Origin of the sequence: Shewanella halifaxensis HAW-EB4 (genome assembly GCF_000019185.1) — a bacterium.
Classification (GTDB): domain Bacteria; phylum Pseudomonadota; class Gammaproteobacteria; order Enterobacterales; family Shewanellaceae; genus Shewanella; species Shewanella halifaxensis.
The window spans coordinates 3,424,152-3,448,466 of record NC_010334.1; the positions used below are offsets into that span (position 1 = coordinate 3,424,152).

The window sequence follows — 24,315 nt, forward strand, 5'->3', positions numbered from 1 at the left end:
AGGTTTACTACAATCTAGTCCAGCTTAGTCCAATGTTCCTGCTCTTTTAACACACCATCTTCGGTGCGCTGGGTATGCCACTCCTTACCTTCTATGGTATAGGTGAAAGTAAAAGACTCCCCCGCATTAACACCAAATGAGTTTAAGTGTGGATATTCGATATAATCGGTCGCGGTATATTCATAATCACCCGTTGCGGCGGCCCAAAACTCTAAAGTTGGCTTAGCGTCACTACCCACATTTTTCATCGTAGTAAAACTAAAATGGTTAGCGGAGATGACTTTAATCGCGCTGAGTTTTAGGTCGCTATATTCAACCCACTGACCTTTACCGTCTAGATACTTACCAGAAACCAACTTCCAGCTGCCAATAAAGGGATTATCTGCCGCTTTCAAAGGCAAGCAAACGATAAAAAAGGCTAACAACACCTGGCTTAAAAATAGTGACAATACCTTCATAACGCCTCCTTGAGTTTAATGAGTCACTTATCACTTATCACTTATCACTTATCACTTATCACTTATCAGCCTATTCACTTACATAACAAGTCAGTACAACAAGTCGATTAAACGATTATACTAATTATAAGCAAAGAAACTTCATGGTGATTTATCCCTGATATCTAAAGAGCAATATATCTTTATATCAGTCACTTGAGAACATAATTAATCTATGGGTATAAAAAAGCAGCAAGAATATTGCTGCTTTTTTACACTTAGTCGTCAGTATCAATCTACCCTTGTTTATTGTAAAGAGGCTTTAAGTCGCTCCATTCCCTCATCAATACTCACTAAGGCGCTGTAGCCTAAATCATTTTTGGCCGCGCTAATATCGAAGTAATGACTGGTTGAAAGCTGGCGCGCGACAAAACGAGTCATGATCGGCTCATCTTTTTTGCCTAATAACCCATATACTGACTCAAGCACACAGCCTGCAATATAAGCCACATTGCTTGGCACTCGCTTAGTCACAGGCGGGAGATCTTTACATTCGAGAATTTTATTGAGCATGGCCGCCATTGTGATGGGCTCATCATTACTCAGGTAATAAGCCCTACCTGCGCAGCTAGCTCTATCAGCACTCGTCTCGCTCAGCTTAAGCGCCGCCAGAATATGGGCATAGGCAGCATTGCCCACATAAATAGTATCGACCAGCTTATCTTCTTTTCCTACCAGCTTTAACCTGCCAGCGGCGGCACGTTCAAGCACTCTCGGCACCAAATGAGGATCATTCGGCCCCCAAATAAGATGCGGACGCAGCGCTGTGGTACCAAGGTATTTGCCATTACTGAGCTTGTCGCCATTGGCAGCTAGCATCATCTGCTCGGCAATCGCTTTCGATTCGCCATAGAAATTGAGAAACTGCTTAGCATAGGGAGCAGATTCATCATTGCCCTCTTCATCCGCGCCGGCAAAGGTGACGCTCGGGGTGCTGGTATACACGATGCACTCAATATTGCACTTTTTACAGGCATTAATAATATGGTGAGCACCATCGACATTGGGTGAAAAATAGCTTTGTTTACTGCCCCAAACTCCGGCTTTGGATGCCACATGAAACACCACATCACAGCCCTGTATAGCATCGAGCAGGGCTTGCTCATTGGCGATATCGCCTTTGATCATATTCACGCCCATTGCGCTTAACTCGGGATATTCACTCCGTGCAAAGCCTGTGACGTTAATGCCTGCGGCAAGTAAACGCTCACAAATGGCTTTACCTAAGAAGCCCCCAGCTCCGGTTACAAAGGCACGATTCACCTTTTGCTTCAGGGCCAACAGCGCGGCCTGTTCTTCGGGTAAGAAGTCCTCAAGCACAGGAGTTTGATTCTTATTAGCTAATGACAAAGTGCACTACTCCTTTATCTGCTTTTGTGCCCAAACCGCTAATTGTTCACGGAAAATTTTGGCATTATGGCGAATATCCACCGGAAAGTCGGGGTGAATGAAGAAGCGATCTATACCTTGAGTCTGCGCATGCTGCTCGGCAATCGCGCGAAGCTCACTATAAAGCACACCCGATAACGAACAGGCGACCGACTGCTTGAGCTCGATACAGACAAGAGGTGTCACCCTGCCCGCCACCTTTACGCCCACTAACGCGCTGCGTTTAACATCACTATGGGTATTAAAAATACGCTCACAAGGAATAGAGTAATAACGTTGAGCCTGATTATTCGTTGCAGGCAGAGCATCGGCATCGACGCGATGAGCCTTGCGGCCACACATCCACAGCAAACCATCACTATCCAAGTAGCCCAAGTCACCCATACGGTGGCGAATACTGGCGCCATCTTGAATTTTAGCCACCTGCGTCGCGCTTTCACGCTGATAATAACTGCGACTGACCATAGGGCCTTTAACGACGATTTCGCCTATTGCATCAACAGGCAAGGCTAAGCTGTCGTGCCAATGTATAATCGGCTGCTCGTCGATAGCTATGATGGCAATTTCAACGCCATCAATGGCTTTACCGACACAAATCCCGCCACCGTTATCGGTCACAAACGTCGTGTCAAACAAGGCTTGGCTACCAATTTTACTAATAGGCAAAGACTCGGTCGCGCCGTAAGAGTTAAGCACTTCAACGTCTTGATTTAGCATCTGACTAAAGCGTTTAATCGATGAGATGGTCGCTGGCGCTCCAGCTGAGATCACCCGTTTAATGCTAGCCAGTTTGTGTTGTTTGGCTTCACCCGCTTGGCCAAGGCGCTCTATCAACGCAGGGTTTACAAACATATTGCTGCACTGATATTTATCGATGGCAGCAAAGATAAAATCAGGATTGGCGGTAATGGGTTTACTGGCATCCATATCCGGTACGATAGATGCCATACCTAAAGCGGGACCAAACAGTGAAAACAGCGGGAAGGTGGCTAAGTCACGTTCGCCTGGTTTAATGGCGTAATCATGTTTAAGCGCGGTAATTTGCGCCTCGAACATCTTATGGGAATAAACCACGCCCTTTGGCGTGCCCGTACTGCCGCTGGTAAACAAGATTGCCGCCATGGCATCTTCATCGAGCCACTGCATATTAAATGGCACTGTAGTTGGTGACCTGTTCGCTTTCAATAGGCTCTCTAGGCTCGTCGCCCCCGTCAGCGCCTGAGCGAAAGCGCTGCCCCCCACATTGATTAAGTGCTTAACCGTGGGTTTGCCCCAGCCAAAAAGCCGTCTGGCGATATGGGCTTTGGGGATCCCGATAAAAGCGTCCGGCTTAGCCTCAATAAAACACTGCTTAAGGTTTTTAACGCCCATGCCAGGGTCGACCAAGATAGGAATAATGCCGGCCTTAAACAGGGCAAAGGTTAAGCAGAAAAAATCGATGCTAGGAGTGACCATCAATACCGCTTTCATGCCAGGCATTAAACCATGGCTGATAAGCGCGCTAGCCAGCTCATCGCTCTTAGCGTTGAGGGTTTGAAAATCCATCTCTTGATAACGCAGACCACTTACGGCTCTGCCCTTAGATTGCTGCACTGCAACCGCTAGTGAATCGGGGATAGTCTGTGCGGCACTAACTAAATGACGGCACAAATTTGCGCCGTCATTTTTTTGAGTCAACTGACTTACCATCGAGTTTACGCCACCGACTCAGTGGCAGTTTGCTGCTCTGTTTTTGCCATAAATTCTTTAATGTGACCAATCACTTCATCACTGGCGTCTTCAAGAATATAGTGACCACAGTCGCTAAACTCATGCACCTTGGCATGGGGCATTCTTTGCTTCCACTCGGTCAAAAAGTGCTTATCGAACACAAAGTCCTGCAGGCCCCAACAGATCACTGTGGGAATATCTTGGAATTTAGACAGGCTAGCAGCAATTTCTGAGACTAACTCGTAATTGCGATCGCCCGGCTTTAACGGAATATCCTGCACAAAGCGCAGTGTCGAAATTCGGTTTGCCCAAGAGTTAAATGGTGCAACATAGGCTTCACGAATATCTTTGTGCATAGGCTTACGCTTCACGCCCACATAGGACGCCGCCGATGAAAAAGCGTTAAAGCCACGTACTAAGAATGTACCCAGCATGGTATTACGACAGATTGATAACGCCCACGGGAATGGCTTACTCGCAGGAAGATGAAACGCACCAGTATTAAGGATAACTAAACGTTTAATACGCTCAGGGTAACGCGCCGCATAACCCATGCCTATCATTCCGCCCCAGTCATGCACGACGAGAGTGATGTTCTGTTTCACATCTAAGTGTTCGAGCAAGGCTTCTAAATCATCGATACGGTTTTTAAGGGTGTAGTCATAACCGTTATCATCAGGTTTGTCTGACAAACCACAGCCGATATGATCAGGCACGATACACTGATGCTTATCGCTTAATGCGCTAATCAGATTACGATAATAAAAAGACCAGCTAGGGTTACCGTGTACCATAACCACTGGCTCGCCTTGGCCTTCATTTACATACTGAAGCTTGTTACCGTTTCTATCTAAGTAGTTACGCTTAAAAGGGTGCAGAGTGTCTAGCATGATGTTTCCTATCTTTCTTATACTTGTCGGACGCTGTATTAGCTAAAGAGGTAGCCTGTAAATTTACAGGCTTTCTATTGACGCAAATGAGTTAACAATTATGTGTTAACACATACTTGTTAATAGGGTTTACCACTTAAGGCCCAACATCATGCAGTTCAAACCACTGCCTATACCTAAAAAGCTTACCTGATCGCCGCTTTTCAAAAAGCCCTGATCATGTGCCATCGCCGCCGTAACAGGCAATGAAACTGTGCCCATGTTGCCGAGCAACTTATAGGTTGGAAATTCTTTCTCTTCAGGGATATTCAGTGCGCTTAATACATTACGACGATTCGATGCGCCCACCTGATGACAGATCACCTTATCGACTTGCTCTACTAGCCAGTTACGCTGCTCTAAGAAGTGGCTCCACGTATGACGCGCAAGCTCCACACCTTCTTTAAGCAGAGCGACACCATTGGTACGCATAAACTCGCGGTACAGTTGTGGCCCCGCTTCTTCAAGGCCCCATTGACACAAGTCATAGTGCTGCGGCGCCGATAAATGGCTTGCACCAAGAAGTTGGTGCTGACGGTTACCTTTAAGATCTAAACTGCCGTCAGTCAACAGCACTGCCACTGCGCCAGAGCCACCAGTTAAGGTAGCCAAAGACTGGGCATAGTTTTGCATCGTTGGTTCAGCCAGCATCTTATCGATGGTGATGTCGACGATATGACGCGCCGATTCACAAGACACCACGAGGCCAGCTTTAATTTGTCCAAGCTCAATGCGGTTAGCGATATCTAAAATGCCAGATAACACCCCTAAACATGCGTTGCTGATATCGTAAATCGCCGTATCTTTAGATACGCCGAGTTCAGCTGCGATACGACATGCTGTAGCGGGTTCATGCTGATCGCGACACACACCGGTATAAACGACGGCGCCTAAATCACTGATCTGCACGCCTGTTTCATCGATGGCTTTATTGGCAGCGGCTAACGCGCCATCAGATAAACGATGCCCTTTAGGCCACCAGCGTCTTTCATGGATCCCTGTTAAAGCAGCAAGCTGGCCCATCGGAATACGAAACTTTTGGTATAAAGGCGCTAACCGAGATTCTAGTTCCGAAGTCGACACAACTTCAGGCGCTAGCTCGTAGGCCATACTATTAATAAAAACGCGGGAATATTTCATGAAACTGCTTTTAGTCGCTCACAAGATTGGCAGATTTACAGCCAATCGAGATAATTATTTATTATTAACCAGCCATTTGAGCAAGAAAAAGCCGATGATTCAATAAAAAACCTCATTGCTGAGAGGTTTTAATCCAATCTATCGCTTGCTTAACTTAGAAAATGGCCTCATTTTCGCGCGAATTCAATCACAGCCAACTTAATTACAACTTAATAAACAATTTGTTACGACAATATTAAATTAAGCTGTGCTGATTTCTCTATTTAAATGCGTGAATTAGCGCATTTCGCGGCGTAACACTGTTTGGACAAAATTCACTCAATGAAACTCGATAGCCCTGCTCTTCAAGAAAGCACACTCTATCGAGTAAAAGCCATTGTTCGAGTAACGCTCGAAACAGGTGCGCCACGAGATCGATACGTCGAGTTAAACGCTGACGCTGTTCTCCGATAATTTGATATTCCAGCCAATCAATATCGGCAGGTAAAACCAGCCCTTTCGCGTCTGCCGCCCAACGACAAAACACCGCAAACTCGTCATTTAACTGGCTCAGTCTGATTGCGGGTACAGGCAGATACTCATCAAGACCACGCACCTTACGTTGCAACGCATCAAAACCGAGTCGCCAAGCCATCTCCTGCAACCTGTAACCCTTATGCTTATCGTTAGCGATAACACTTTGCTGCAAGGGTAACTGCAAGTCTGCACGGCTTAACTTAAGCTCACTCGCCTTAGTCACCATTGAAAGCGCTTCATACAGCTTCGCTTGGATGAGGTGGTAGCAACAGGGTGAAATCACCAACTGTTTGGTACCTGCATTACTGGCATGCTTTAGCAAAGTAACGTGCAGGTCGCCGCAGGCATGTAGCGCCACCGCGAGCTGTTCTGTATGTAACTGCTCACTCTGCCCGGCAAAAGCATCGGCGCAGATAAAGGTTTGCGGTAGCTTCCACTTAGCTGCAAACAACTCGCCAGCATCACATAAGCTTTGTTGCCACTCAAGACTCACCACCTCACGTTGATGCGCTTTGGCAATCAGGCGGCCTAAATGCCCCTTACCTGCGCACCACTCCAGTACTGGAGTACTATCACGAGGTAGTATGGCAACAAACGCATTTATCTGTTGCCACTTACGCCCTTTTATATGGGCACAAAAATGGGGCTCATCTGCATCATCAAGTAATTGGGCTTGTTCAGCGCTTGGAGTAAGCTGTTCATCGACCAACTTTTCCTCTCTACCAATCGCCTCTCGACCAATTGCCGATTGAGAAAATAGCTCAAGCTGCCATTGTAAACCTTGCGCATGTAGATCTGCCACCAACGCAGGTAACAATGTCTCGTTAAGTCTTTGCTGACATGCATCAATAGCTTCAAGTGAGTCATCACTTAGCTGCCAAACCGCTTTAGCTAGACTTGGAAAGGTATCACTCCAAGGCAGTTGCTCACATTCAAAAGAGCGGCTACGCCATAGTTGCTGACTCTGAGTTAACAGTGCGTCTATCTGCTTTAGTTTCTGCGCGGAACTAGCGCTATAGTGGCTAAAACAACAGTTACTAGAGTTTGCGCTTTGATTTGAAGGTAGAGTCATCTTTTAGTCATTTACGGGTTGCTATAAGCCAAGAAAAACGAGCACCTAAATTAGGTGCTCGTCAGTTTAACATGTCACAGGCTAAATCGGATTAGGCTTTTTGGTCGATCTGTTTTTTTGAGCCATTAAGCTTTTTAATTTGCATGCGCTTACCTAACCAAACCCCCAAGCCTAACGGCGCAAAGAACACCACAAGTAGGAAGAGCACGAAGTACAAAATCAAGCTCTTAAGGGTTTTAGTCAACTCTTGAAAAACCACCTCGACGGCATTTTGAGAAATCTGTTCTAAATCAACAGCTGCCGCGGCACGCTCACGAGCAACCATCGCTTCTAAAGCGATACGCTCATTTTTCACCATCAGCTCTAACGCCTGACGCTCAACCGATAACTGCTTTAGCTTATCATCAGTACTAGCACTAAGCTGATCTAATAGCGGCGTTAGCTCTGTACGCATATCAACAGCTAAACTTTGCATCATTTCAGGGCTTTGGGCCATTAACTGCTGAAACTTAGCTGAGGTATCGCTAATGCTGGTTAGCGTGCGCTGAATTTCATCGGCATTAATGTTTGAATGTAGGGCATAAAGCTCGGCTTTCCAGCCTAAGATTTTTGGCATCTGCTCTGCGATCATTGCCATACGATCAGAGATATCACTCATCACCTCTGGCACGGTACCAAAAGTAGTCACGGCATCAAATTCACTTATTTTATGGAATTCAAGCCAGTCAGTAAATGCAGATTGACGTGTAAATGACATATCTTTAATCGGATATCTAGCGACATACTGCTTTACGAATGCTTGGTTCTTTTTAAAGTCACTGGCTGCAAAATTCTTAATCGTGCGCTCAAACTGATTTCTCAAATTATTGCTGACATCAATCGCAGCCTGTTGTTGCTCACCAAATACATTCTTGCCAGCACCCGATTCAAAAAACTGTGCCATCTGCTCGGTAAACACCCAAGTATCGACCATCGCCGCCGTTGGCGAGGCTTGGAAAATTGTGTGTTGCAGGTTTTGCTCGGCATTAATCTTCCACATTAAGCTATTAGACTTAATTGGAATACTATCGGTATTACGCTCGATAAGATTGGCTGCACTTTCCACCTGGCTATAAAAAACTGTACTAAAGTCGCGGCTAAAAACACGCATGTTAAGTTGTTCTTTTGGTAGCGGCTCGATGCCACTTTCCAATTTAATTTCTAACAGTGAACACGCGCTGGTCAGCACTGCGACTACAGCTATCATACAAAAGCGAAACATCGCTTTCATAACTCCTCCAGAAAACATACAATTCATTGAATATTTGGATAAAAAATATCGATACATAATTTTAGCACCAGATTTAAACAATACCTATAGCCATATCAACTATGGTTCATTAGTAAGAGTTATGAGTCCGTTTTATTGGTGCAATTGTCTAAAACTATATTCGGCAATCCTTGTAAGTCCCCCTGTATATCTCCCTCTTACAAGTATAGCTCCTACCCTTTCACTGAAACCTTGTCTGAAATCGAGTCCGAAACCTAGCATTAACATCCGTTATAAAGTTTAAGCCTGAAACAGCGCGTCATAATGGTATTGCTTGTAAGACAATTCTAGCTAACTTAAAATCTGCCGCAAATTAGCACGTTAATTACGGTACCAATCTTATGATGCAATCACCTTGTGTAGCCAAATGCGGCCTAAATGATGAAGATTACTGTATGGGCTGCTACCGTCATATCGATGAAATCGTTGCTTGGAGTCAAGCAAGTGATGAGCAAAAAACACAAATTTGGCTAAAGCTTGCTGAGCGAAAAACACAGATGCAAGCTGGAGAAAACAGCACAGTCTTAAGTCGTGAGAAATGGTTAGAAGCAGAGCAAAGATTAAAGCAAGTAGAGACTGACTAACCGTTAAGAAGAGTTCACGTCCTGATAAAAACGGCTTGAGCTGAAAACAAAAAAGCCGCTATTCGCGGCTTTTTTACAATTATGTTTGTATAAGTTAATTGCGGTGCTACTTCTTCAGCATGCTCTTTAAATCCGCAAACGGATTATAAGTCGCCGCTTCAACTTTAGTCTCAGTGGTTGAGCCATACTGGATCAACTCTTCAAACTTTGAGTGCTCATTATCATGACAATAGAGACATAACAGCTCCCAGTTAGAGCCATCAGATGGGTTATTATCGTGATTATGATCACGATGGTGGACCGTCAACTCTCTTAGGTTGGCATTGTTAAATTCGCGAGTACAGCGGCCACAGACCCAAGGGTAAAGCTTAAGCGCCTGTTCACGATAACCAACTTCACGCTTGGCTTTATATTCTCTCGCCTCAGCTAATACTCTATCTAACTTACTTTGCCCTTGATTGGTCGACATGCTCTTTCTCATTAAAGTTTGTTACTAGACTCAATTGTACCATTGAGTCTAGGTAGATTTCACCGCAAAGTTTACCTTGATTAGTTAGCTTCGCTACCTAAATATTCAGAACTTGAAAGATGTAGGTAATGCAGATACTTTTCGTATTGCGTAACTACGTCCGCTAGGATCTGATCTTGAGTGAAGCCCATCACGTCGTAATGCTGACCACCGTGCTCTAGGAACACTTCCACACGGTAGTATTCGGTATCACCATCAGCCACTTCACTTTCAAGCGGGTTAGTAATACTAAATCCGCGGGTACGCAGACCATAAACGAAATCATTATGATCTTCACTTGGCACCACAAAGCGTACACGGTTATCAAAGTTTAAGATCTCTGCCGAAATTGAGCGGCTTAAGAAGCTTTCACACACTTTAGACAATGCAGGCTGAGCCACCTTATCGAGGAAGTCCTGTGCTTCTTGCTGACTTGGATGAGATAGCAACACATCGATATGTGACTCCCAACTCACGTTGGTCTTAGTGAACTGCACACTGGTATTGTGAGACTGAACACTGTTGATCTTCAACCAATCATCTTTTAATGCTTTGTATAGACCAAAACACATCAAAAGCATAACGATTAAGAACGGCAATGCGCTAGCAATCGCGGCTGTTTGAAGCGCTTGTAGACCACCGGCCAACAACAATACTGACGCAACAACACCTTGCATTAAAGCCCAAAAAATACGCTGCCAAACAGGTGCGTTATGATCGCCACCAGAGGTAAGGTTATCGATAACCAATGAACCTGAGTCTGATGATGTCACGAAGAAGGTGACAACGAGACAAAGTGCAATCGTCGACAGCAAGGTTGAAAATGGCAGATGCTCAAAGAACACGAATAGGGCAACCGATACATCAGATGATACCGCATCAGACAGGTAGGTTCCGCCATTTGCAATCACATCAATGGCGCTGTTACCAAAGCCTGTCATCCAGAGGAAGGTCAATGCAGATGGTACAAACAATACACCCACTAAGAATTCACGAATGGTACGACCACGAGAAACGCGGGCAATAAAGGTACCGACGAATGGAGACCATGAAATCCACCAGCCCCAATAAAGTAGAGTCCAACCACCAATCCAGTCGTTCTTTTGCTCATAAGCGTAAAGGTTAAACGTCTTACCGACGATATCACTTAAATAGGCGCCAGTGTTTTGCACGAATGCTTGTAGTAATTCAACCGTTGGGCCAAATACAAGCACAAACAATAGCAGCAATACCGCTAAGAATAGATTTAACTCACTTAAGCGTTTAACACCTTTGTCTAATCCTGAGAACACCGACACTGTCGCAATAAGACAGACACCAATAATCAAACCAACTTGTACCGTCGTGTTCACAGGTACATCTAATAGATAGTTAAGGCCAGAGTTAAGCTGTAGTACACCAAAACCCAGTGATGTCGCCACACCGAACATGGTACCGAGTACCGCAAATGTATCGACAGCATGGCCAATTGGGCCATAAATTTTGTCACCAATTAACGGGTACAAGGCACTTCTTGGTAGTAAGGGGAGCTTATGACGGTATGAGAAATACGCCAAGCTTAATGCCACTACCGCATAGATAGCCCAAGCATGGATCCCCCAGTGGAAGAAAGTGATCTTCATGGCATCTTTTGCAGCTTGAATTGTCAATGGATCCGCATCTGGCGGAGCCATGTAGTGCATCACGGGCTCTGCGACACCGAAGAACATCAAGCCGATCCCCATACCCGCTGAGAACAACATTGCGATCCAGCTCTTATAAGTATAATCAGGCTCTGCATGATCTGGGCCTAGCTTGATGTCGCCGAAACGACTCACCATCACGAAGATGATAAAAATAAGAAAGATTGCAACGCCTAGGATATAAAGCCAACCGGCTTTAAGCTCAAACCAGGATTGAGCCGTTTTGAAGATATCTTGTGATTGAGTGGGCCAAACAGCACAAACAACCACCATTAATGTAATCAAAATGACTGAAGAGAAAAAAACAGGTGGATTAATACTCGATTTTATCGACATATAGTTACCGCGGTTGATGAAGTACACGCAAAAATTCTAGCCTTGCGCGACAAGGCCGCCAGAGATTGATGCGTATTAACTAATATAAGAATACACTGGCGGAGTTATTTTTTTGTAGTTAAACCCGTAAGTAATACTCAGCTTTAGCATGTTTTCAAAATCTCAAGACTTATCTAATATATGAAATATAGATGAGACTTTTGATTAATTAACATCTTATGCCTATTCGGATAAAAAGTGCTTGCAAAATAGTCGCTAGAATAAACTACAGAAATAAGCACTTACTTACTTTGAAAGGCATAACAAATCACATTGAATAGCCCAAACTAGAAATGCCTATCCTCGGCAATATTCAGCTATTAAATGGAATTTGACTCACAGGGTCCAACAACACAAAATTCACTTACACTATACATTATTTCCCGAGCAGACGTTTTCGTCTATAGCCCAGAAACAAAAAAGCAGCTTTTCGCTGCTTTTTTGTTTAATCAAACTCAACATTAATCGAAAAATGTGAGCTCAATCTCACCGTCATTTATTAACATTTAAGTTAAATCAAAATACAATTGCTCATAGACGTTAAAATTTCAGGTCTTTTTCCATCTCTTCATAAGAGATATGGCGCACATCTTTACCTTTCACATAGTAAATAATGTACTCACAAATGTTCTGACAGCGATCGCCTACCCGCTCTACAGCGCGCGCAGCCCAAAGCACATCTAATACTTCAGGGATAGAACGCGGATCGGCCATCATATAGGTCATTAGTTGACGAATAATCCCTTCGTATTCTTTATCTAGTTTAGTGTCTTCTTTGTGTAGCTCAAATGCAGCATCGGCGTCCATACGTGCCAGAGCATCGAGCGTTGAATGCAAGGTGCGTGTGGCATGACGCCCCATATTTTCGATGCTTACCAGCAGTGGCTGTTGGTTTTTAGAGCGCTTATCCATTGCCGCTTTTGCAATCTTTACGCAAGCATCACCGATACGTTCAAGATCGGTAATCGTCTTTGATATTGCTAGCACAAGACGTAAATCGCTCGCCGCAGGCTGACGCTTAGCGATAATGCGAGCACATTCTTCGTCAATGGCCACTTCCATGCCATTGACTTTATGATCGCCCTCTATCACCTTTTGCGCCAATTCAGCATCGAGCGCACCTAGCGCATCGAGTGACTGCTCAAGCTGACGTTCAACCAAGCCGCCCATCGCCAAAACACGATTGCGGATATCATCCAGCTCAGCATTAAACTGACCAGAGATATGTTTGTTTAAATTCATGTTTTCCATTGCAATACTTTCCTATCTCTATTAACCGTAACGGCCAGTAATGTAGTCTTCCGTCTTCTTCAGCTTAGGCGTGGTAAAGATGGTGTTGGTGTCAGCATATTCAATCAGCTCGCCCATATACATAAATGCCGTTTGATCTGACACGCGCGCAGCCTGTTGCATATTGTGGGTAACGATCACCACGGTATATTTAGATTTAAGATCGGTAATCAACTCTTCAATGGTCAGTGTTGAGATAGGATCTAATGCCGAGGTGGGTTCATCGAGCAGCAATACTTCAGGCTCAATTGCAATCGCGCGAGCGATCACTAAACGTTGCTGCTGACCACCCGATAAACCAAAGGCGTTATCGTGCAGTCTGTCTTTTACTTCATCCCAAATCGCGGCGCCGCGCAGAGAGCGCTCTGCGGCATCGTCGAGTTCACGACGGTTGTTGAGGCCTTGCAGACGCAGGCCATATACCACGTTCTCATAGATGGACTTAGGAAATGGATTGGGGCGCTGGAACACCATGCCTACATTGCGACGCAGTGCGGCCACATCGACCCTCTTGTCGTAAATATTCTGACCGTGCAGCAATATTTCGCCACCTATGTGACAGTTATCGACAAGGTCATTCATACGGTTAATACAGCGTAGCAGCGTTGACTTACCGCAACCACTAGGCCCAATAAATGCGGTGACTTTTTTCTTAGGGATCTTCATCGACACATCAAATAGTGCCTGCTTATCACCATATTTAAGATCTAAGTTGCGGATCTCAAGCGCTGTTTCTTCGCTGGTTAAGTTTTCTAGGTCTAGCATACCTGTCTTCATTACCGATTGATCTATTGAAATCATGTTGTTTCCTACTGCTTAGGATAATCGTCAATTAATGCTCAAGCGAACGATATTTTTCGCGTAAGTGGTTTCGTACACCAATGGCCGTTAAATTAAGTGCCACAATTACCGAGACAAGAAGGAATGAAGTAGCGTATACCAAGGGACGCGCCGCTTCTACGTTAGGGCTTTGAAAGCCGACATCATAAATGTGAAAACCTAAGTGCATAAACTTTCGTTCTAGGTGCACAAATGGAAAGTTCATATCAATAGGCAGTGTTGGCGCAAGCTTTACTACGCCAACCAGCATCAATGGAGCGACCTCACCTGCTGCACGCGCTACCGCTAAAATCAAACCGGTCATCATTGCTGGGCTCGCCATAGGGATGATAATGCGCCATAGCGTTTCGGCTTTTGTTGCGCCGAGTGCCAAACTACCTTGACGGACCGAACTTGGAATACGGCTCAACCCCTCTTCGGTCGATACAATCACCACAGGTAGCGTTAAGATGGCTAGCGTCAATGCCGACCAGAGCACACCTGGTGAGCCAAAAGTCGGTGTAGGTAGTGCTTCAGGATAAAACAGCTGATCTAACGTGCCACCAAACATATAAACGAAGAAGCCTAAGCCAAATACACCGTAAACAATTGACGGCACACCGGCTAAATTAATCACCGCAATGCGGATCATCTTAGTCACCGGACCTTTTTTGGCATATTCATGTAAGTAGATAGCGGCAATAACACCAAATGGCATCACGATCACCGCCATCAGCATGACCATAAACACGGTACCAAAAATCGCAGGAAACACCCCCCCTTCAGTATTGGCTTCACGTGGGTCATCACTGACAAATTTACCCACACCTATAAACCAGTGGCCAATTTTGCCCATCACACCTAATCGGTTGGTGTAGGTAACATCCAAGAGTGTATCTAGCTTTAATACCACCTCTTCACCGCGCATATCGCGGATCACAACGGCGTCTCTACCCGCCTCAGTCTTAAGCTCAAAGAACTCTTTCTCTACCACTTGATACTCGGCATTTAACCTTGCAATCTCGGCTTCGATTTCAGCTTTACGGCTATCGGTTAAGGCATTATCTAACTCGTAACGACGTGACGCTAAACGTAAGTTTTCTAACTCATAGTTAATTGAGCCAATCACGCCTTTCTGAATATCCAGCGCCTCGTCGTTTAACGCTACCGCACGACCAATATATGACTCAAAATCAGCTTCGATATTTTGTGAAATTAACCGCTCGCCATCTTCGATAATCGCGACAGGGAAACCATAAAAGTCACCATTTTTACTCCGTTCAATAACCGCAATATTGTTCGGCTGAGAGCGTGAGAGTATGTCTGTTGCCAAAATCCAACGAAAATCTAGTCCAACAAACTCACGGTTACCGGTTTTAACCAAGTAGCGCGTGATATTCTCGCCCACTTCGGTGTCGAACTTATGCCCAGCATCAAGAAGACGCTCTGTGGGCACCTCTTCCTTATCGTAGATCTCGCCAATGAGGGTATAGCGTTCACCTTGTTGGTTCTTCATCTCCCATTGATAGATATCGGCAGGCCAGAAGTAGCTAAGACCACGCCAAGCAATGAGTAGCAGTAAACCTAGAACCGAAATCAAACACACGCTCACTGCGCCACTGGTCATCCAAATCCAAGGAGAGCCCGATTTAAACCACTTACCCATTAGCTAAACCTCTTAAAGCGGATGGTGAACGGCTACTTGTATAAGTCCGAGTAAAATTCATTTTCTTATCATCCATAATATTACGCTTTAAAGTGAGCTATAGCGTTCACGTAGACGCTGTCTCACGACTTCTGCAATCGTGTTGAAGAAGAAAGTAAAGATAAACAGAACAAAGGCTGCCAAGAACAGCACACGATAATGCGAGCTACCGATTGCAGACTCGGGCATCTCTACTGCAATGTTTGCAGCGAGTGTTCTCATGCCCTCAAACACACTCCACTCCATAATCGCGGTGTTACCCGTTGCCATCAGTACGATCATAGTCTCACCGACTGCACGCCCCACTCCCATCATGACCGCAGAGAAGATCCCTGGGCTAGCGGTAAGTAGTACAACACGGGTTAATGTCTGCCATGTGGTCGCCCCGAGTGCCAAACTACCGTTTGATAGGTGACGAGGTACCGAGAACACCGCATCTTCTGCAATAGAGAAAATCGTTGGAATGACTGCAAAGCCCATGGCAATGCCCACGACTAAGGCGTTTCGCTGGTCAAAGGTAATACCGAGTTCATTTGTGATAAACATACGTGTATCACCATCAAATAATGCAAGTTCAAGGCTTGGGCTAATCGCAAACGAAAACCAACCGATGAAAATAATCACAGGCACTAACATCAACTCTTGGTAGGTATCCGGAAGACGCTGCTTCCACTTGTCAGGCAATTTGTACCACGCAAAAGCTGTGCTTAAAACTGACACGGGCAGTAAAATAAGTAGGGTCAATATCCCGGGTAAATTATCTTCAATCAGCGGGGCTAACCAAAGACCAGCTAAGAAGCCCAAGATAACCGTGGGTAGCGCCTCCATGATCTCGATGGTTGGCTTAACAATGGCGCGCACTTTCGGCGACATGAAATAAGCGGTATATACCGCGCCAGCGATGGCCAACGGCGTGGCAAAAAGCATGGCATATAAAGCCGCTTTCAACGTACCGAATGCCAACGGCATTAAGCTGAGCTTTGCCTCAAAGTCGTCAGAGCCTGACGTTGATTGCCATACATATTTAGGCTCGGGGTAACCTTCGTACCAGACTTTCTCCCACATCGCGCTCCAAGATATTTCAGGGTGAGCATTTGATACGCTAAATAGGTTAAGCTTACCATCGGCCTCAACAATCAAGGCATTTGATCTTGGACTAAACCCAGCTGTTCCAGGGTTGTCCAAAGCAAAACGCTTAGAGAAAAGCTCCCTCTCACTCGTGGTATACAGCAGGCTTAAGTCACCGTCTTCAGTGATGGTGACAAAACTCTTACGGTAGAACTCAGAGGCTACACTCTTAATATCCCCCTCACCTTTAAAGTCACGAATTTCTTGATATTGACGACCTTGGTCACCATTCACCTGAAAATACTGTTGTACTAGACCGCTGTCATAACTGACAAGCAAAGAACTCGCACCAGCAAGTAGAGTAACATTAGTGACTTTGGCTTTAGCCCGACCTAACGACAACACTTGGCTGAGCTGCACCGATTCTGCATCACGGATATTGTAGATAAACAGCTTATTATCTGAGCTTAAAAGAAGTTGGCGTTGATCAGGCGTCATCAGCTGCTGCTGCACATTGACCGGTGAGTCTGGAACAATACTATTGTAAGAAGCCCATTCCACCTCTTCAGTCATCATGTTCTCTTCGCCCTCTTGGCGAGAGAGATGCCACACTTTATCTTCAGTTTGATAAACGAAGCTCATTTCGTCACTACTGTAATCAAAAACTAAGTTATTTAATGGACGCCCCTGAGGATCGACAGTCAATGGCTCATTGCTATTAGGAAAACGTAGCCTAGGCGTAATAAGACGTTGGTTATCAGGATAGGTCACCCCAAACTCAATGCCAGCAATAATCACCTGACCGTTGTTAAGGCCCAGAGCAAAACGCTGTTCGCTCGGCGCCGCTGCCGAACTACTCACCACATATGTGTCAGCCGGTGGGGTAATTTGCTCGCTTCTTAAAAGCTGAGAGGTTTGAGTATCATAAAAATCAACCTTACCAAGCTGTGACACGCGGTACATGATCTCATTTTGCTCATCACTTCCCACCATCAACGCAGGCTTGGGATCATAGAATTCAGCGCTTACCACTGGCGTAACATCAGCACTGTCGAAAATGGGCTTTATGACATAAAGAAGATAAAAGAAGATCAGTAACAGCGCCACAAACACCATAGTTCCACCTACGGTGACACCTATTTGGGCCGCCTTATCCTTGATTGCTCTGCGCGAAGTCCCATTGTTTATCAATAGGTTTTTTGCTGCAGGTCCAGGCTGAGATACCTGAGTTTCCATTAAGAACCTCGATGATTATAAAGCCAGTCAAATTTTTAACTGGGATTGCATTAACGACTATGCTAACACTAATGTTTTAAAGCTGATTTTGCGTACGAGCCATTTATGTGATGTATTATATGACGCAAAAATGACACTAGTGTTACAAAGGTTGACTTACTTAGCAGTCAAAATTAAACGTTGGCTATATTAGACGGAAAATCCTTGTATGACCTAGCAAATCCAATCTAATTGGCATGATAAATAATGGAGTAATATCAAATGTTAAGATACCTAGTGACCTTACAAGCAAAGGATAGGGAGGGCTTAGTTGAGCAAATAGCCCATGCCGTTAGTCGTCATGGAGGCAATTGGTTAGATTCTGAGCTTCGTCATATCGATGGGATTTTTGCTGCAATTTTGCTGTTAGAGGTGCCTGCAGGTCAATGGGACGAACTCATTGAAAGCCTAGAGCTTTTAGAGGGCGTAGCCTTAACCTATTCCAAAACCAGTAAACCACAAGCTAAAAACAAACACGCTAGTTACTCTCTAGTCGCTTATGACAGACCGGGGTTAGTCCACGAAATATCGAATAAAATAAGTGCGCTAGGGATCAACATCGAGCACATGAGCACCCGTTACGAGAGCGCTAGCCATACGGGAATAGCCCTGTTTAGAGCCGATTTTAATGTGAGTATGAAAGGTGATCACGATGAAGAGCAATTGACTCAGGCGCTACACAGCATCGGTGATGATGTCGTCTTAGATAACGTATCAGTGTAAGTTAACAATCGGTATTTAACACAAGCCTGATTTATGCTTAAGTCAGGCTTATGTTAATGCTTTCATAGAGAAGCACTCAGAAAGAATCGCAAAAATATTGCTATGGTCGACGTTCATCAGAATGACCGTGCTTGGCGTTATAATGAGTTATCAAAGATCACAGTACAATTTCTACCAGCTTTTTTAGCAAGATACAGAGACTGGTCAGCCTTTTTAAGCAGGCTTTCAATATTATCCGTTTTTGATGGTAGCAGTGATACTAAGCCAACACTGACAGTATATTTTATCAATGACTGTTCATGTTTGATATCCGACTCCCTAATAGCCTGGGCAGTCTCTCAGAAAGTACATAGGCTTCATTTTCAGATGTACTGGGCAGTAACAACGCAAACTCCTCACCACCTAAGCGACAAATGAGATCAGATTTTCGACTATTCGCCTTAAGGGTTGCAGAGAAATGTGTTAACACTTGGTCACCCGTAGAGTGCCCATAACTGTCATTAATATGCTTAAATGCATCTAAATCAAGCGCGATGACCGACAAGTTTGTCAGCTCTCGTTTGGCACAATTAATATATATTTCAGCATCATGAAAAAATGCTCGCCGATTTAAGAGTTCTGTCAAAGGATCAATTGTTGCCAGCCGCCTCATCTCTTTTTCAAGACGATCAATTTTCATCAGCAAGCCTATCAGCTGCCATGAGGCAAGTGGCGCGACGATCGATGGGATAACGATGGCCAAAAAAATGCCAATATGCGATGCAGCCTCACCCAGACCAACGTGAAACGTAAAGAGTGTAATAAAAACAGACACTAAAATCGAAGCGATAGTAATAAGAATGACTATTTTTAGCCGCCCAAGCTTTTGCAAAACATTTATAATCATGTGTATTAATTCCGCCAGGCTTGCGATAACAACTGGCAACAACCAATTAAGTGGCTAACCAATAAAGAGTAACCAACAAGGGCAACTAAATAAGAGGTAACTAACAGAAACACCTAAATAAGGGGGGACCTCTGCGGCACGGGATGATACCCCAACTCATAACAGTGTGGTATTTATAATTACTTTTCAGTAATCTACAACTCTTGAGCCACAGACCTATTTATACCAGCAATATCCGTTTTACTCTATTTCGCAACCTAATATGGCTAGGATCGTTAGAGTTTGATTTATGCCACGGCTTAATGACAGGCACCGACTTTAGAATAATCGGCGGCTCGATGATTTTTAGTGAAAGTTATTCTTGGTAACGCATGGCAAGCCAGGTCGGCACGTGACCGAACAGTCTTTTTTGACTCATAATCAAGACTATCTAGTCTTCAAAAAGCAGTTCACCACGAAGAACTATTGACTCAAGCACTTCATGGCTTAGATGACGATGTGGTGCTAGATAACCTATAGCCTTAAGCCTTAAGCCTGACTTATGCTAAGTCAGGCTTTTACTAGCGTATAAGAACACAAGTATTGAGTGTGAAGGTTAGAAGGTCATTATTTAACGTAGATTCGAGGATTTGTTTGACCCCACTGAGTATATATTTCAGGAAATATAACATCGGCATTTTTTTCAAATTCTGGCGCTAAGATGCTTTCTTTACCTTGATATCCAAACAAAACAACCTCATCGCCTTCCTTAACGCCAGATAAATCAGTGACATCAATCATAGAGGTATTCATCGATATGACCCCCATCACTTTGGCTCTTTGACCATTAACTAACACATCGGCTGTATTACCCATTTTTCTAGGGAAAGAATCACTGTAACCCACAGGTAAATTAGCAAGTAGTGATTCTCTCTCTAATTTAATAGTCGAATCGTAACCAACTGTCGCCCCCTTCGGAAGATCGACCAAACTCGCTATACGAGTTTTAAAAGTGACAATAGATGGAAACTCAGGATTGGTAGGTTGATCGCCATATAGCACGCCACCAGGACGAACCATGTCAAAATGGGCTTCAGGTACATTCAGCGCCACGTAGGAGTTACCAGAATGGATTGTTACTGAGTCACGTTTAAGGCCCGATTCTTCGATGATATTTAATGCACTATTGTAGAACGACTTTGACTTCACCAATACGTCATCACGATCATAACTAGGAAAGTGAGTCATAATGCCAACAACGTCGAGATCTGCTGTTGTTGCAATTTGTACGGCTTCGTTCAAACCCGATTGAGTACTGACATCTACGCCATTTCGCCCCATGCCACCACTATTTAAAACTAAATGAACCTTGAGTGGTTTATCTAGCTTTGCGGCCATAGCAGACAAAAGTGTTGCTTGATTGGCATCTCCCACAAACTCTTCTACATCGTACTGTAAAGTGTCGCTAATTTCTGCGATAGAAGCCGAACGCACACGGATCAAACTCCCCCTAAAACCTGCATCCCGCACGATACGTATCTCTTCATTACTCGTCACCCCAATGCAAGGAATGTTATTGGCGAGAACGGTCGGCATCAATCCCGCAATACCGTTGCCATAGGCATCGGCCTTCATAATGGCACACACTTTGACATTAGACTGTATGTGGTTTTTAAGCTCTTTGATATTGGAATCAAATTGCGTAAGGTTAACTTCCAACCAACTATTTGCTGCTTGTACAGCTTCAACCGGTGAAACCCCATCGCTGGGTAAAAATGGCGCGGCTACCGTAGAAAAAGAGCCGATTGATGCTACAAACATTGCAATAATAGTGTATTTGGTTTTCATAAGTGATTGATTGATAGATTTAAAAACGTACTATAGCCTAGCTATTCAACCATATCTGTGGTGAAGATCTAACATATTACAAAACCTGTAATTATGCACATATTAAGCATAAATGAGCACATTCCAACTATGAAGCCGCTAAGATTTATCGCTCAGGCACATGTTTCCCAGTCAATTATTCAGTAAATAGCATTCTATTTACAGGAACAACGTCAGTTTTCAGAGACACTGACAACCTAACTTAAGATTGAGTCAGGGTTACATTATGTCAAATATGACAGATTCAGAAAAATAAGTATTAATCATAGCCAGCCATATTTAGTCACATCTGTAAGATCCGTGAAACTGAGCGCTTCGTGGTGAAGTTAACGTTTGGGAAAGAGTTAGCCCTGCCCTATCTTTTCTACGCTAGCTAAATTGTTTTTAGACAAATATGCCTTAATCACTGATTGAAGGCGATCCCAATAGGCATCAGCGGGCAATATGCAGAGTCAGACTCATTATCGTGCTGCTAAGGTGTCAGAGAGTAACTAATGTGTAATTAATGTGTAGCTACCGATGTGGGATAGGATCGACAGTGCACCCGTGTAGGAATAATTTGATGTTTTGCTTATATAAGTTTTTTAAATAGATTGTTATTTCCTCTTTAGATGAGTCTTTACTTTTTAGTGAGTAAAAGAAAAATGGCATCATAACCAAGGCATTAAAGCTATCTTTTAATAGCTCCACATCTAAGTTTTTATCGATAAATCCATCACGCTGTAATTTAGCAAAAATGTTCACATGGAAAGTATCGGTATAATTAAGAATTTGTTTATTAAAATAATTTCGTTTAGGACCATCATTAAGCACAAGCGTTTTATAGATAATACTTAATAACTCTGGATGTTCAATATCGAGGTTGAATATAGTCATAAACAGTTCTTCGATGGTATTTATCTCTGAAGATGCTTGCTTTAACTGGTTGAGCTTTTCAAAAAAAGGGGCATATATGTCGTCGAAAACGGCTTTGTAAAGTTCAGCTTTACTGCCAAAGTAATAGCCTATGAGTGCGACATCAACATCTGCTTCGTCTGCAATCTTACGGGTCGTCACCTTGCTATAGGAAAATGTTAAAAATAAGCGTCTTGCAACGGATAATATATTTTGCTGGCATGGAGTGTGTACTGGACTTTGCTTAGGCCTACCACGGGTTTTAGATTTCGTCTCCATACCTTTTCCTAAGTTAAGATATCGGCCTAGTTAGTCATACCACTTGGTATAAGGTTAACTTTCTGTTGTACTTTATATGAACATAAATATTTATGCTTTGCATACCTTTTATTTAAATTCTTCTATAAAGAAGGAAAAGTTAATACCTTCTATTTTCATCAAAGTGCCTATTTTGCGGAATAATAAACTGGTGAAATACGATCTACATCACTCTATCCGCATTCGTCTAATTCGTACAATACCCAAGAATCATTAAAATAATATTAGCTATATTTCTGGCGTCTAAATATCGTATTAATTATTTAGCGAGTGCTAAACACACTTGAAAGTATGTTTAACTTAATAGGATTAGACTCGGAATTCGTTGGATTGAAGATGAAAAGGAATTATTCATGAGTACATCAAACAACATACAGCAACTCCCGACTAAAGAAGTTGAACAATTAAACAGTTCCGAAGTCAATACCGCGAAAGCTCAAAATATAAAAACCGGATTTTTTGAGCGAATATTTAAACTGTCAGCTCATGATACGACGATATCGACAGAGATTATTGCCGGCATCACGACGTTCATGACTATGGTCTATATCGTGTTTGTTAACCCTCAAATTCTTGCGGCGGCAGGAATGGATGCCAGCGCAGTTTTCGTGGTGACCTGTCTAATCAGTGCTGTGGGTTGTATCGCCATGGGGCTAATCGCTAATCTACCCATTGCGCTGGCACCAGCCATGGGGCTCAATGCCTTTTTTGCTTTTTCTGTGGTCGTTGGCATGGGGATTAGCTGGCAAACGGGTATGGGCACGATTTTCTGGGGAGCGGTTTGTTTTACCTTAATGTCACTGTTTGGTATACGTGCTTGGATATTAGGTAATATTCCAAGTTGCTTGAGGATAGGTATTCCCAGTGGTATTGGTTTATTAATTGCCCTTGTTGGCTTCAGTAATGCGGGAATTGTAGTGGCGAGTCCTGCCACGCTTATTACCGTCGGTGATTTAAGTTCACTGCAGTGTGTACTAGGTGCTCTGGGCTTTTTTATTATTGTTATTCTTTCATCGCGGGGTATTCACGCCTCTGTATTGATCTCTATTACTGTGGTTACGGCTATTGCGGCGCTAATGGGAGATGTTGAGTACACAGGTATAGTCTCTGCTCCACCTAATATCTCAAATACTTTTGGTCAATTAGATATTTTGGGCTCACTAGATATCGCCCTAATGGGGATCATTTTCTCTTTTGCGTTAGTCAGCTTGTTCGACAGTTCAGGTACCATGATAGGGGTAACGGAAAATTTTGGTATCACAGATGACAAAGGCCGCTTTCCTCGCATGAAGCAAGCCTTGATGACAGACTCTGCAACCTCCGTTCTGGGAGCTTATATGGGAACATCTACCGTGACGGCCTACATTGAGAGTTCGGCGGGAGTCGCTACGGGAGGCCGCACAGGCTTGACCGCCGTCGTGACGGGTTTGTTGTTTATTGTCGTTATATTTTTCTCTCCGCTTGCCGCTATGGTGCCTGGTTATGCTGTGGCTGGAGCCTTGGTTTATGTGGGGATCTTAATGTCTTCTGGGCTTGCCAAGATACAGTGGGACGATATTACGGAGTCTGCCCCCGCCTTTATCACTTGTGTGATGATGCCCTTCACCTTCTCTATCACAGAGGGGATCGCCACGGGGTTTATTACCTATTGTGTGATGAAACTTGGTAGCAATCGCTGGCGTGAAATTCACCCCACAGTCGCTATCGTCGCAGTACTATTTATCTTTAAGTTTGCCTTTGTTGATGGCCACTAAATAGGA

Annotated in this window: 18 protein-coding genes and 1 pseudogene; 3 read left to right on the top strand and 16 right to left on the bottom strand. The window is 44.0% G+C overall.

The features are described from left to right. Positions 1-14 precede the first annotated feature (14 nt). The 7 genes from SHAL_RS14590 to SHAL_RS14620 form a co-directional block, all read right to left on the bottom strand. Entirely contained in the window at positions 15-458 is a 444-nt protein-coding gene (locus tag SHAL_RS14590) for a hypothetical protein (RefSeq protein WP_012277896.1), read from the bottom strand. A 285-nt stretch (positions 459-743) separates the two neighbouring features. Next, positions 744-1,847, bottom strand: coding sequence for a 2-alkyl-3-oxoalkanoate reductase (oleD, locus tag SHAL_RS14595; protein WP_012277897.1), 1,104 nt, complete (start codon positions 1,845-1,847; stop codon positions 744-746). A gap of 6 nt (positions 1,848-1,853) precedes the next feature. Next, the gene (oleC, locus tag SHAL_RS14600) at positions 1,854-3,575 is read right to left on the bottom strand and encodes an olefin beta-lactone synthetase (protein ID WP_012277898.1); all 1,722 of its coding nucleotides are present in this window, start codon (positions 3,573-3,575) and stop codon (positions 1,854-1,856) included. 5 nt (positions 3,576-3,580) lie between these two features. Continuing rightward, a complete protein-coding gene (locus SHAL_RS14605) occupies positions 3,581-4,486 on the bottom strand; it encodes an alpha/beta fold hydrolase (protein ID WP_012277899.1) in 906 nt (301 codons plus the stop codon). Positions 4,487-4,615: 129 nt separating this feature from the next. After that, positions 4,616-5,665, bottom strand: a complete 1,050-nt coding sequence (locus SHAL_RS14610; protein ID WP_012277900.1) for a 3-oxoacyl-ACP synthase III — start codon at positions 5,663-5,665, stop codon at positions 4,616-4,618. A 259-nt stretch (positions 5,666-5,924) separates the two neighbouring features. Then, the gene (locus tag SHAL_RS14615) at positions 5,925-7,253 is read right to left on the bottom strand and encodes a methyltransferase (RefSeq protein WP_012277901.1); all 1,329 of its coding nucleotides are present in this window, start codon (positions 7,251-7,253) and stop codon (positions 5,925-5,927) included. 91 nt (positions 7,254-7,344) lie between these two features. Then, positions 7,345-8,523, bottom strand: a complete 1,179-nt coding sequence (locus tag SHAL_RS14620; protein WP_012277902.1) for a hypothetical protein — start codon at positions 8,521-8,523, stop codon at positions 7,345-7,347. 380 nt (positions 8,524-8,903) lie between these two features. Here SHAL_RS14620 and SHAL_RS14625 point away from each other — a divergent pair, with 380 nt between their 5' ends. Beyond that, positions 8,904-9,146 (top strand): DUF1289 domain-containing protein, encoded by a 243-nt coding sequence (locus SHAL_RS14625; RefSeq protein WP_012277903.1) that lies wholly within the window; start codon positions 8,904-8,906, stop codon positions 9,144-9,146. A 106-nt stretch (positions 9,147-9,252) separates the two neighbouring features. Here SHAL_RS14625 and SHAL_RS14630 read toward each other — a convergent pair whose 3' ends face one another. From SHAL_RS14630 to SHAL_RS14655, 6 genes are all read right to left on the bottom strand, one after another. Next, positions 9,253-9,615, bottom strand: coding sequence for a YajD family HNH nuclease (locus SHAL_RS14630; protein ID WP_041410992.1), 363 nt, complete (start codon positions 9,613-9,615; stop codon positions 9,253-9,255). A gap of 80 nt (positions 9,616-9,695) precedes the next feature. Beyond that, a complete protein-coding gene (locus SHAL_RS14635) occupies positions 9,696-11,672 on the bottom strand; it encodes a BCCT family transporter (protein ID WP_012277904.1) in 1,977 nt (658 codons plus the stop codon). Positions 11,673-12,251: 579 nt separating this feature from the next. Further along, entirely contained in the window at positions 12,252-12,962 is a 711-nt protein-coding gene (phoU, locus tag SHAL_RS14640) for a phosphate signaling complex protein PhoU (RefSeq protein WP_012277905.1), read from the bottom strand. Positions 12,963-12,983: 21 nt separating this feature from the next. Next, a complete protein-coding gene (gene pstB, locus SHAL_RS14645; protein ID WP_012277906.1) occupies positions 12,984-13,802 on the bottom strand; it encodes a phosphate ABC transporter ATP-binding protein PstB in 819 nt (272 codons plus the stop codon). A gap of 31 nt (positions 13,803-13,833) precedes the next feature. Further along, positions 13,834-15,486 (bottom strand): phosphate ABC transporter permease PstA, encoded by a 1,653-nt coding sequence (gene pstA, locus SHAL_RS14650; protein WP_012277907.1) that lies wholly within the window; start codon positions 15,484-15,486, stop codon positions 13,834-13,836. Positions 15,487-15,573: 87 nt separating this feature from the next. Beyond that, positions 15,574-17,829: an ABC transporter permease subunit gene (locus SHAL_RS14655; protein WP_012277908.1), complete on the bottom strand. Its 2,256-nt coding sequence runs from the start codon at positions 17,827-17,829 to the stop codon at positions 15,574-15,576. Positions 17,830-18,090: 261 nt separating this feature from the next. On the opposite strand from SHAL_RS14655, the gene SHAL_RS14660 reads away from it, so the two are divergent. Continuing rightward, entirely contained in the window at positions 18,091-18,591 is a 501-nt protein-coding gene (locus tag SHAL_RS14660; protein ID WP_012277909.1) for a glycine cleavage system transcriptional repressor, read from the top strand. A gap of 137 nt (positions 18,592-18,728) precedes the next feature. Here SHAL_RS14660 and SHAL_RS23480 read toward each other — a convergent pair. From SHAL_RS23480 to SHAL_RS14675, 3 genes and pseudogenes are all read right to left on the bottom strand, one after another. Then, positions 18,729-19,477, bottom strand: a pseudogene (locus tag SHAL_RS23480) (GGDEF domain-containing protein). Between the two features lie 606 nt (positions 19,478-20,083). Then, on the bottom strand, positions 20,084-21,304 hold the full coding sequence (gene alr / locus SHAL_RS14670; RefSeq protein ID WP_012277911.1) for an alanine racemase: 1,221 nt from the start codon (positions 21,302-21,304) through the stop codon (positions 20,084-20,086). A 552-nt stretch (positions 21,305-21,856) separates the two neighbouring features. Then, positions 21,857-22,516 carry a TetR/AcrR family transcriptional regulator gene (locus SHAL_RS14675; protein WP_012277912.1) on the bottom strand — a complete coding sequence of 220 codons (660 nt, stop codon included), beginning with the start codon at positions 22,514-22,516 and terminating at the stop codon, positions 21,857-21,859. Between the two features lie 392 nt (positions 22,517-22,908). Between SHAL_RS14675 and SHAL_RS14680 the strand changes: the two genes are divergently transcribed. Then, a complete protein-coding gene (locus SHAL_RS14680; protein ID WP_012277913.1) occupies positions 22,909-24,309 on the top strand; it encodes an NCS2 family permease in 1,401 nt (466 codons plus the stop codon). Positions 24,310-24,315: the final 6 nt, after the last annotated feature.

Bases quoted from the DNA above. Each gene is read 5' to 3' on its own strand.
- oleC (WP_012277898.1), bottom strand. From the start codon at position 3,575: ATGGTAAGTCAGTTGACTCAAAAAAATGACGGCGCAAATTTGTGCCGT.
- SHAL_RS14625 (WP_012277903.1), top strand. From the start codon at position 8,904: ATGATGCAATCACCTTGTGTAGCCAAATGCGGCCTAAATGATGAAGAT.
- SHAL_RS14605 (WP_012277899.1), bottom strand. From the start codon at position 4,486: ATGCTAGACACTCTGCACCCTTTTAAGCGTAACTACTTAGATAGAAAC.
- SHAL_RS14590 (WP_012277896.1), bottom strand. From the start codon at position 458: ATGAAGGTATTGTCACTATTTTTAAGCCAGGTGTTGTTAGCCTTTTTT.
- SHAL_RS14660 (WP_012277909.1), top strand. From the start codon at position 18,091: ATGTTAAGATACCTAGTGACCTTACAAGCAAAGGATAGGGAGGGCTTA.
- SHAL_RS14680 (WP_012277913.1), top strand. From the start codon at position 22,909: ATGAGTACATCAAACAACATACAGCAACTCCCGACTAAAGAAGTTGAA.
- pstA (WP_012277907.1), bottom strand. From the start codon at position 15,486: ATGGGTAAGTGGTTTAAATCGGGCTCTCCTTGGATTTGGATGACCAGT.
- SHAL_RS14635 (WP_012277904.1), bottom strand. From the start codon at position 11,672: ATGTCGATAAAATCGAGTATTAATCCACCTGTTTTTTTCTCTTCAGTC.
- phoU (WP_012277905.1), bottom strand. From the start codon at position 12,962: ATGGAAAACATGAATTTAAACAAACATATCTCTGGTCAGTTTAATGCT.
- alr (WP_012277911.1), bottom strand. From the start codon at position 21,304: ATGAAAACCAAATACACTATTATTGCAATGTTTGTAGCATCAATCGGC.
- SHAL_RS14655 (WP_012277908.1), bottom strand. From the start codon at position 17,829: ATGGAAACTCAGGTATCTCAGCCTGGACCTGCAGCAAAAAACCTATTG.
- SHAL_RS14630 (WP_041410992.1), bottom strand. From the start codon at position 9,615: ATGTCGACCAATCAAGGGCAAAGTAAGTTAGATAGAGTATTAGCTGAG.
- SHAL_RS14615 (WP_012277901.1), bottom strand. From the start codon at position 7,253: ATGACTCTACCTTCAAATCAAAGCGCAAACTCTAGTAACTGTTGTTTT.
- SHAL_RS14675 (WP_012277912.1), bottom strand. From the start codon at position 22,516: ATGGAGACGAAATCTAAAACCCGTGGTAGGCCTAAGCAAAGTCCAGTA.
- SHAL_RS14620 (WP_012277902.1), bottom strand. From the start codon at position 8,523: ATGAAAGCGATGTTTCGCTTTTGTATGATAGCTGTAGTCGCAGTGCTG.
- pstB (WP_012277906.1), bottom strand. From the start codon at position 13,802: ATGATTTCAATAGATCAATCGGTAATGAAGACAGGTATGCTAGACCTA.
- SHAL_RS14610 (WP_012277900.1), bottom strand. From the start codon at position 5,665: ATGAAATATTCCCGCGTTTTTATTAATAGTATGGCCTACGAGCTAGCG.